Consider the following 10835-nt stretch of genomic DNA (forward strand, 5'->3'; position numbering starts at 1 on the left):
TGTGCGGAACATATCCCATTCAATTTCCTTTGCTTCAATGAAGTGTAACGCTGCATGCTCACCCAGCGCTTCACAGATAACACTATCTGCTTTCAAACATTCGATCGCCTCTTTTAGCGTAGATGGCAAGCTATCAATACCGTTTGCTTCGCGTTCAGCTTCGTTCATCACATAGATGTTGCGATCAACAGCAGGCTGTAATTCTAATTTGTTCTTGATTCCATCCAAACCGGCTTTCAGCATAACAGCTAGTGCCAAGTACGGATTCGCTGCCGGGTCGGGATTACGCACTTCCAAACGAGTCCCCAATCCTCGTGATGCAGGGATACGTACTAATGGAGAACGATTTTTTGCAGACCATGCCACGTAGCAAGGTGCTTCATAGCCTGGTACAAGGCGTTTGTAAGAGTTCACTAGTGGATTTGTAATTGCTGCAAATCCTCTTGCATGCTTTAATAGACCAGCTAGATAGTATTTTGCCGTTTGACTTAGACCTAGCTCATCAGATTCATCATAGAATGCATTTTCTTTGCCAATAAATAGGGATTGGTGAGCATGCATACCAGATCCGCTTACACCAAACAATGGCTTCGGCATAAAGGTTGCGTGCAAACCATGTTGACGCGCGATTGTTTTAACAACCAGTTTAAACGTGAGAATTTGATCAGCTGCATGCAGGGCATTTGCATATTTAAAATCAATTTCATGTTGTCCTGGTGCTACCTCATGATGAGAAGCTTCGATTTCAAAACCCATTTTCTCTAAAGTTAGAACGATATCACGGCGACAGTTTTCACCTAGGTCTAGTGGTGCAAAATCAAAATATCCGCCTTGGTCATTCAGATCGAGAGTAGGTTCGCCTTTTTCATCAATTTTAAACAAGAAGAATTCAGGCTCTGGACCAACGTTAAAATCCGTATAACCAAGATCTTCTGCTTCTTTCATTACCTTTTTCAAAATATAACGGGGATCACCTTCAAACGGCTTACCATCCGGCATATACACATCACAGATCAAACGAGCCACTTTTCCGAATTCAGTTCCCCACGGGAATACCACCCATGTATCTAAATCTGGGAAAAGATACATATCAGACTCTTCAATGCGCACGAAACCCTCAATGGAAGATCCGTCAAACATCATCTTGTTATCCAACGCTTTTGGCAATTGAGAAACCGGAATCTCAACATTCTTACTGATACCCATTAGATCAGTAAATTGCAAACGGATATACTTCACATTCTCTTCATCAGCAAAACGCATAATGTCTTCTTTCGTATAACGGCTCATTCTCTCTTCCTCCTTGACCAAATCCATCAATTTTTTGTACCCATCTATCTAGTGGAAGAACCTGGAAAGCTCTCCACGAATCAATGCCGATTCACTTAAGCGATTGGCACTGGGGTTTATCACTTGTTGTTTCAATAATTGCAGTAATTCCTTCTTTTCCATTTGAGGACGAGCTGCCGTTTTTCCTGGTAAAATCGGCGCTTCCACCACAGGCTCCTTCAGTTGGATTACCTGTTTAATTCCAGCAATATTTAGCCCCTTATCAATCAGCTCTTTAATTTCTAACAGACGATCTACGTCATTAAACGAAAATAACCGCTGCTTCCCGTCTGTACGAGCTGGTGTGACTAACCCGTGTTGTTCATAATACCGGATCTGTCGTGCAGTCAGATCGGTTAATTTCATAACGATGCCTATGGGAAAAAGGGCCATGTTGCGACGAATTTCATCACTCATTTTGCTTCCCCTTCCTAGCAAATCAAATCATTTCATTTTGTTATGTTCAAATTCTAACTGATAGCAGATTATCTGTCAACACATGTCAGGAAATCTGACATGACTTTTTTGCAACAAGAAAAAAGCATGCCCTCTATGATCTCTTGACTACCTTATTTAAGGTAGAACAGCGAGACGATCTGAGAACACGCTCCCTTGTGGTTCATTTCTTATTCATTTAAATTACTGCTCGATCCCATACATTTTCACATATTCCTCCAAAATTTGCTTTGCAATCACTCCAGACATATCAGCACCGTGCCCGCCACCTGGCACAACAACAGCAAATGCAATCTGTGGATTTTTAACGGGTGCATATCCGACAATTAGCGCATTGTCCGCGTTTCCTCCCGTTTGTGCTGTGCCCGTTTTAGCTGCCACGGGAAACGGAAAACCCTTGAAGTTACGATACGCTGTACCATTCGGCTGAGTTACCTTTGCCATACCTTCCTGCACTACCTTTATCCACTTTGGATCAATATCGACCTTATTTAGAACATATGGCTCCACTTTGGTCAATGTTATTCGTTCTGCTGGATTACTTGCTCCCTTCCGAATTTCTTTGACTAAATGAGGTTTGATCCGATAACCCCCATTTGCGATTGTACTGACATACTGACAAAGCTGCATTGGTGTAAAGCTATTATATTGGCCGATAAATGCATCTACTAAATTCCCTAAATACTTGTCGTTTGCTCGATATCCCGTCTTCTCACCCGGAAGATCAATTCCCGTTTTTACCCCTAGCCCGAACTGGCTGTTATAGTAATCTAACACATTAAATTGTTCGCTATAATGCTTGCCTCCACGATTCCCCTTTCTTGCTAAACGAAGCCCCATTTCGTACATATAGGTATTATTAGATACCTGTAAGGCCCTTCTTGCATCTACTGCACCATGTCCAGAGCGTAACCAGTTATTTTTAAAGCGATTTCCAACAAAGAGACCGCCTCTGTCTATGATCGTCTCAGAAGGAGTAACCAGCCCCTCCTGCAAGGCAAGCATCACGGATATAGGTTTTACGGTCGAGCCTGGCGCATAAGCTCCTCGAGTAATTTTATTATCTTCATAAGGCCAGATATCCGTTTTATACACTTTACGAAATGTTTCTCGATCATAATACAAATTCAAATCATAATCGGGATAATTTGCCAGAGCTAATATTTCCCCTGTACCTGGAGCCATCACGACCGCATGCCCCACTTTCAGATTTTTCTGCGAAAGGTTTTTATGCAGGATTTCCTCTACTTTATCTTGAAATCTCCAGTCCAAAGTAAGAATAAGATCATTTCCAGGCTCTGCAACACGCTTTATGGTTTCGTTGACAAATTCCGAATTCCGATTTACCTGTACAGTCATGGCGCCCGTTTTTCCCCGCAGCTGCGACTCGTAATAATTTTCTAAGCCGGCTACACCAACCAATTCATTCCCGGAATATTGTTTGGACTTATATTCTTTGACAAAGCGAGAATCAATGGAGTTTATATACCCCAAAATATGTGTCGCAAGCGGCCCTCCGTTTGCATCAGTCTTTACTTTTCTAAGCGGCTCCACCTCTACATAAACACCGGGCAATCGGGCTAATCGCTCCTCAATCCGAGCATCTTCAGCCGCTGTAATATTTCGCTTGATCTGTCTTGGCATGAAGGCAGGTACGCCCATGCCTACCATCCGCTCTAAAACAAGTAATTTTCGCCAGGTCTGCTCACGTTGTATCTCAGACAGACCTAGATTAACATCTAAGAAAAAGAAGCGTGCATTTTCAATTAGCTTTCGGTCGTTTTGTTTCGTAACAGGTGTTGCACGTAAAATCTCAATGGAGCTTTTTATTTTGTGAACAAGATCGTCTGATTGTTTTTTCTCCAAATGATAAGGGAACGCAATCTGCTGTTGCACCAGTTCGTTAAGCAGCGCCCGATCATTAGCCCCTTGCTCATACGATAAGGTCTTTCCTGTTTTTTTCCACAACAGCTCTAGAGCCTGAGTGCGCTCTACATCGGTAAAGGCATATTTGATTGGTATATGCACTTCTTTTGCCAGGCGGAATAATTCTACGGATGGTAAAAGATCCATTTTCTCTGGTGAAGGCAATGCATCTAATTTTGTCTGTATTTGCGTTCGCAATCTCTGACGTTCCTCTTGTGACAACATGATGGGAAAGCTAGCATGTAGCTGAATCCCTAAGTCAGCCAGCTTCTTATCATCACCTCGCTCCTCTTGCTTCCAATCAAGCAAGGCAGCCAATTCCTCCGCCACTCTCTCCTTGTTTATTTTCTCTTCTGGTCTATCCATAAATTTAACAGTGAAAACGGGCTTATTATCCACTAGAACCACTCCGTTGCGATCTAAAATATGACCTCTTGGAGCAGGAATTGGAAGTTCCTTGAGACTATATTTCTCTAATTCTTGTGCAAATAGCTCACCTTGAACAACTTGAACATATGCTAGCCGTAAAATGACAATTACAAAACAGATAAAAACAGCTAAAAACATAATATTTACACGGAATATTATTTCCGGGTCTTTTTTTCGTTGCTGCTCTGGTTCAATTTGCATGATTTCACCGCATTCCTTGTCATATATCCCTTTTTTATAAATATACCAGAACATTCCATATATTCCATTAGATAATATGATTGAAAAATTAGTACGTCCTGCCAGTTTTCACTTTTGCTTCATAATAAAAAGACAGCTATAAATGGCGGGCATTCATAGCTGTCTGCATAATTTCATTATATTTATCGTAACCTGTTATAAATCGAGTAAGCCTTTTGCAATCATGCCATCTAAAGCTGTTAAAATACCCACTTTTACATGCGAGTACGTAAGCCCTCCCTGCACAAAGCCCAAATAAGGGGCACGTAGAGGACCATCAGCAGAAAACTCAATGCTAGCCCCTTGAATAAAGGTACCTGCTGCCATGATAACCTCATCCGCATAGCCCGGCATTGGACTAGGGTAAGGTGTTACATGCGAATCGACAGGGGCTGCCTTCTGTATACCTTGGCAGAAGGTTATTAATCGTTCAGCACTTCCAAATTCTACAGACTGAATTAAATCAGTTCGGGGTTCATGCCACAACGGATCGGTGCGAAAGCCCAGTTTTTCCAGTATGGCAGACGAGAAAATCGCCCCTTTCAACGCTTCACCTACCACATGCGGAGCTAAGAAAAACCCTTGGAACATCTCCAATAAAGAGTATAATGACGCTCCGCCTTCCGCTCCGATTCCTGGAGCTGCCATACGATAAGACGCCATTGTTACCAATTCCTCGCGTCCTACAATATAGCCACCTGTTTTAACCAAGCCGCCACCTGGATTTTTAATCAGTGAACCAGCCATAATATCAGCGCCGACCTGTAGCGGTTCTTTTTCCTCTGTAAATTCCCCATAGCAATTATCCACGAACACGTATAATTCAGGGCGTATTTCCTTCACAAAAGAAATCATTTCCTCTATCTTCGCAATCGTAAACGACGGGCGATCCGCATAGCCACGCGAACGCTGAATCCCAATCACTTTCGTTTCAGGACGAATCGCTGTTCTTACAGCATTAAAGTCAATGCTTCCATCCTCTAATAATGGTACATAGTCGTAACTAATCCCATAATCCTTCAATGAGCCTTGACCTTCTCCACGCACTCCTACCACTTCTTCTAGCGTATCGTATGGTTTGCCCGTTAAATATAATAAGTGATCTCCTGGGCGCAGCATCCCAAATAAACTAATTGCAATCGCATGCGTACCAGATATAATATGCGGCCGTACGAGAGCCGCTTCTCCACCAAACACTTCTGCGTAAATAGATTCTAATGTTGCTCGGCCACTATCATCATAACCGTAGCCTGTAGATGGTGAAAAATGAAATTCATTTACTTCATGCTTTTGGAATGAGCGCAATACTTTTAATTGATTATAATCAACCAAGCGGGATACTTCCTGATGTCGCTTGGCAATCATCTCTTCTATCTCTTCAACGAGCGGACGTAATTGCGCCCCGTGCGTAAACAGTTGAAACATGTTCTTTCTCTCACCTTTCTCTTACCATTCCTCTTCATTGATAGCTGGTGGGTTCACCATATATGGAATCAAACGTCCATACATCGGTTCATCTGGCTTAATACGTATCGTAATATGATAAGCGGTGCCATCCTCGGAGAATTCCTGCTCCATTTCTAGTCCGGCTCGATGCATCATGGAGATCACATCCCCACGCTCTATCGGAATAATCAGATCGACACTTTCATATCCCGTCAGTACAATTCCTTCGACTCTATTTAATAAACGCTGCAAATCCTGTTCAGACAATGCTGATATCTGAATCGAATCTTCAAGGTGCGGCAAATACTTGTCAGTATCAAGCAGATCAGCCTTATTATATACCACTAATCGAGGGATGCCTTCAGCTTCTAAATCCTTTAAAACCTGATCTACTACCTCCATATGAACTTCAAAATCAGGATGGGAGCAGTCGACCACGTGTAAGATTAAATCTGCCTCTTGAACCCCTTCTAAAGTGGAGCGAAAAGCTGCAATCAAAGCAGTCGGCAGGTCTTGAATAAAACCAACTGTATCCGTCAACAGGACTTCCTTTCCACTGGGAAGAGCCAACTGACGTGTGGTTGGATCAAGCGTAGCAAATAATTTATCCTCTTGCAATGTATCTGCTTTTGTTAAATTATTTAATAAGGTAGATTTACCAGCATTCGTATAACCAACCAGCGCGATTTGGTAAACATGGTTCTTCTTCCTGCGCTCGCGATGAAGCTGTCTAGTCCGCACAATATCATCTAGCTGTTGCTTTAATTCACTAATTCGACGACGAATGTGACGGCGGTCTGTTTCCAATTTTGTCTCACCAGGTCCGCGTGTCCCAATACCGCCACCCAATCGGGACATCTGATTTCCCTGTCCGGCAAGCCGGGGCAGTAAGTAGCTATATTGCGCTAGCTCTACTTGAATCTTACCTTCACGGGAATTAGCCCTACTCGCGAAAATGTCCAATATCAACTGTGTGCGGTCAATTACTCGGCACTCAAATAACGCTTCCAAATTACGGTTTTGGCTAGCAGATAATTCGTCATTAAAAATGACAACATCTACATCAAGACTTACTGCTAATTCAGCAATTTCTTGAATTTTACCCGTTCCTAGATACCAAGCTGAATCGACACGCTCGCGATTTTGGGTAATAACCTCTAGCACTTCAACACCGGCCGTCCGCGCTAGCTCTCCCAGCTCTTCTAGGGATAACCGCATCCGTTCCTCATCTCGCTGATCTAATAGACAACCAACTACTATAGCCGTTTGTTGTTTATTCCACTCACTCATATATGTAACCTTCCTTCCCACGTCCCCAGACGAAAAGAACGGCATCCGTTCGCTTGTCTAGCAAACGTATGCCTTGCTTCATTCTTTTACTAGCTAGTAATCAATATACCTTCTTTTTTACCCATTTGTCATCCTTTTCATCCTTCTGCCGTTAAATCTTGAGAGATGCTGAGCATTGTTCACCAGATTTAAAAACATATGTTTCAGCCATTAAACATCGGGTTTTTTCAGTTCAAAAAAGGATTGCTTACCTGTAAGTCCTCTGCTCGTATGTTCATTAATTCTTCCTTGCTTGGATTAGAACTCTTCAACAACCGCATAGCTTGTGCTCGAATAGCCTTTTCCAGCAAATTACGTATGTAACGAGCATTGCTAAATGACTCCAAAAAAGGGTCGGATAGCAGGTGGATCAGATGCTGCTTCATTTTTTCTTTTGCCGTAGAAGTGAGGACATATTGTTTTTCCTCAACCATGATATCCGCAATTTCCATCAATTCATCTACCTCATAATCCGTAAAATGAATCTGAATGGGAAAGCGCGAGGGCAGACCTGGATTGATCTGCAAAAACTCATCCATCTCCTCTGTGTACCCGGCCAAAATGCAAATAAATTCGTTTTTGTGATCTTCCATCGCCTTCGTTAGACAATCCACTGCCTCTTTGCCAAAATCCTTTTCTCCTCCTCGCGCCAATGAATAAGCTTCATCCACAAACAAGATTCCGCCCAAAGCCTTTTTAATTAAATCTCGTGTTTTCTGCGCTGTATGTCCAATGAACTCCCCCACTAGATCGGCTCGTTCCACCTCAATTAAATGGCCCTTGCTTAAAATCCCCATCTCTTTGAGCACCTTCCCAAAAATCCGGGCCACCGTAGTCTTTCCCGTTCCTGGACTACCTTTAAACACCATATGATATACCTGTTGTTCTGTCTTTAAGTGATGCTTTGCTCGCTCACGGTTCGTTCTCAGGAGGGCATAAATCTCGTACATGACAAGCTTTGCTTCATCGAGTCCAATCATTTTTTCCAGTTCATTAATAACGGATTTGATTTGATCATTCGCGGTAGATCGTACCGTGTCTGCCAACGGCTCTGGTTCCTTTAGCGGCTGTACAACCGGATGATGAAACACAAATTGAATTCGATGTGGTGATTCCGGTGATTCTGTAACGACCGTTTTGGTCATAGTCGCAGCCTGTTTCATGTCCCATCACCTGCCTTCCGTAATCGTCTCTACAGTATACGCAGCATACTTTGAAATCCTGTACAGAAAATCCAAAATAAATAGCTTGATTTATAAAAAAATCCCGTCTCACCTGTTGCAGTGATCCGGGATGCTTCTTATCTGTCAACAAACACAGCTTTACCTGTAGTCGCATCAATAAATACGTTTTTGTCTACCTTTCTTTCCTTAACTTGATACACTAACCTAGTTTTTTACCCCCATCCACATATTCATACACCAGCTCTACCGGATTATAGCGCAGCCACTGGCTAGCGCCCATTTTTGATGACATTACGGCATTTCGGTCCGGGAGCTTGACTTGCTTAGTAGAAGGAGATACAAAAGGCTTTTCAATTGAATCTTTGATAAATAAGATGACTTCTCCTGTAGCTGAATCTACATGAACCGAATAACTGAGATATGAACTATCCGTCTGTAAAACCGGAATGCCTTGATGGCTTTTAAAGAAACGGAATATATGCTTGTATTCATTCTCGTTACTGTATGTGAGCTGTACTTCCTTGTCCCAGGGATCAAGATATTTCTCCAGAAATCGAATGGCCTTCTCTCTGGCTTTCTCTTTAGAAACTTCCCCTTTTCCTTTAAGAGTATCCTTGGCAATTTGCAGGACGCGCCCCGAGCTTAATTCCGTGTCGTTGAAAGCTTACTCCAACAATTGGGATGACCATAAACAGCGGAAAGAAGAAAATGAGCTGTTTACCAATTTGGAGAAAAGGGTGAATATACGGTTAGTGATGTCCCTTTCTCCAGATTATCGGCAAGTAATTATTTTGCTTTATTACCAATAATTAGAAATGAAAGAAATAGCATTTATTCTACAGATAAAAGAAGAGGCAGTACGGAAAAGGCTGCTTTCTTAATTCAACGGCTCGATTTTGCTTAAAAAATACGCTTTCCGTATCATCCGTTACCTTATTTTGGGCCTGCTGTTGACTTTGCAAGGTGAGCTTTGAAAAAATTGTTCGAAATGACCAGGAACGGACATACTTTTTCGTTTCATTGATAGCAATCCGATACAACCATGTTTTAGGCTCTGACTCCCCTCTAAAATAATCCCAATTCATATACACCTTCATAAAGGTTTCTTGTGTAATGTCTTCTGCAATCTTTTGGTCTTTTATCATGAGATACACCATATTTAAAATCTTTTGACCATATTCATGCATGAGAGACTCAAAGATCGTCTCTTTAGACATTGTTAAAGCGATTTCCGCTTTTTCCAATGAATTCACCTGCTTTATGTATTCTTTTTTCTTCTATCGTAAATTAGATTCTGCTAAACGATTTTTGTGACAGTGATTTTTACAGGAATACCCCTAAAGATAAAACACGAAAAACCGCCCTCATAGAGAGCGGTTCACATCGAGCTCAGTCATTTTGGGGTACTAGCGGTACTGTTCTTTAACTCATCTACCTCCTATATAGAGTTAGATCATCAAAGCGAACCGGATACCACAATCTGGGTAATCATTTCATTGTCCACGGCACATCAACCTCCTATAAAGACTGTTGCGCGTTTCTAATTTGTGACCACCGAGCTCGATAATTATAGTGTAGCCACAATGAATCTTTCTATACATGGCTTATCCATTTTTTCTAAACTCGCTCGCTGAAACACCATATTGTTGCTTCCAAGCACGTTGAAACGAGCTGAGGCTGCCAAATCCAGCTTCATATGCAATTCGCGTGATATCCCAATCCGTTGAACGCAGTAAATAGGCTGCCTCTTTTATTCGTAAATGTTGCAGGTATTGTCCGGGTGTCATTTTTTTATTCTTTTTAAACTGATGAATAAAATGATATTTGCTACTGCCAGCGATGCTTGCTATTTCTTCAAGTGTTACTGGATGTTTAAATGCTTCGTGCATATAGTCAATCGCTCTTTTGATTCCTGGATATTCATGTAAGGATGTTATCTCAAGCTCCGTGTATGTATTGTTTTTTGAATGAAGGGTAAGAAAAAGTCTAGCTATCTCCCACTCCAATTCCGTTTGAAGCAATTCATCCATCGGTTCAAACACTGATCGCTGAAAGGCACGTTGTACGGTTTGTTGAAATAAGGGGACAACCTTCGTAGATAAGCTTGTATATTCAAGTGCATGCCTTGCTCTTACGGGCTGTTCATGTTCCCATACCTGTTCGAGAAAATCACGATGTAGGTCAACTAGCATTATAGTGGCAGGGCCGTATGTAGCAAGATGACGATGTTGTTCATCCGGCTGTACTAACAGTCTTTGCTTAGCTTCCACTCTTTGATATCGTTGATTCCATTGAATCTCTACCTCATTGTCCAGCGGCATGCTGACTTGCAGGTAATCTCCATGATCATGTAATTCATCACTTTCCCCCTGTTGTAAGGTAAACAATCGAAAACCACTGTTTTTCCATTCTAGAAGCATATCCATTTATTCATATTTCCTCCACCGCAAGAGCTGATACACAATTTCTAACGTACCCCATTTTTGGATTTTATAG

At 42.0% G+C, this 10835-nt stretch carries 9 protein-coding genes; all 9 read right to left on the reverse strand.

The window, feature by feature from the left end:
* Positions 1–1290 (reverse strand): type I glutamate--ammonia ligase (glnA, locus tag QZ995_RS15830; RefSeq protein WP_301808715.1); only part of this gene is annotated, 1290 nt, incomplete at its 3' end.
* 48 nt (positions 1291–1338) lie between these two features.
* On the reverse strand, positions 1339–1746 hold the full coding sequence (locus QZ995_RS15835) for a MerR family transcriptional regulator (RefSeq protein ID WP_301808716.1): 408 nt from the start codon (positions 1744–1746) through the stop codon (positions 1339–1341).
* Between the two features lie 222 nt (positions 1747–1968).
* Entirely contained in the window at positions 1969–4395 is a 2427-nt protein-coding gene (locus QZ995_RS15840) for a peptidoglycan D,D-transpeptidase FtsI family protein (protein ID WP_301808718.1), read from the reverse strand.
* 141 nt (positions 4396–4536) lie between these two features.
* Positions 4537–5805, reverse strand: a complete 1269-nt coding sequence (locus QZ995_RS15845) for an aminotransferase class I/II-fold pyridoxal phosphate-dependent enzyme (RefSeq protein ID WP_301808719.1) — start codon at positions 5803–5805, stop codon at positions 4537–4539.
* 21 nt (positions 5806–5826) lie between these two features.
* Positions 5827–7116: a GTPase HflX gene (gene hflX / locus QZ995_RS15850; protein WP_301808722.1), complete on the reverse strand. Its 1290-nt coding sequence runs from the start codon at positions 7114–7116 to the stop codon at positions 5827–5829.
* A 227-nt stretch (positions 7117–7343) separates the two neighbouring features.
* Positions 7344–8318 (reverse strand): AAA family ATPase, encoded by a 975-nt coding sequence (locus QZ995_RS15855; RefSeq protein ID WP_301808723.1) that lies wholly within the window; start codon positions 8316–8318, stop codon positions 7344–7346.
* A gap of 220 nt (positions 8319–8538) precedes the next feature.
* Entirely contained in the window at positions 8539–8967 is a 429-nt protein-coding gene (locus QZ995_RS23860) for a YcdB/YcdC domain-containing protein (protein WP_366919706.1), read from the reverse strand.
* Between the two features lie 208 nt (positions 8968–9175).
* Positions 9176–9583 (reverse strand): sigma factor, encoded by a 408-nt coding sequence (locus QZ995_RS15860; RefSeq protein ID WP_301808725.1) that lies wholly within the window; start codon positions 9581–9583, stop codon positions 9176–9178.
* Between the two features lie 360 nt (positions 9584–9943).
* A complete protein-coding gene (locus tag QZ995_RS15865; protein WP_301808726.1) occupies positions 9944–10765 on the reverse strand; it encodes an AraC family transcriptional regulator in 822 nt (273 codons plus the stop codon).
* Positions 10766–10835: the final 70 nt, after the last annotated feature.

The sequence above is a fragment of the Brevibacillus laterosporus genome, assembly GCF_030489605.1.
Taxonomy (GTDB): Bacteria; Bacillota; Bacilli; order Brevibacillales; family Brevibacillaceae; genus Brevibacillus_B; species Brevibacillus_B laterosporus_E.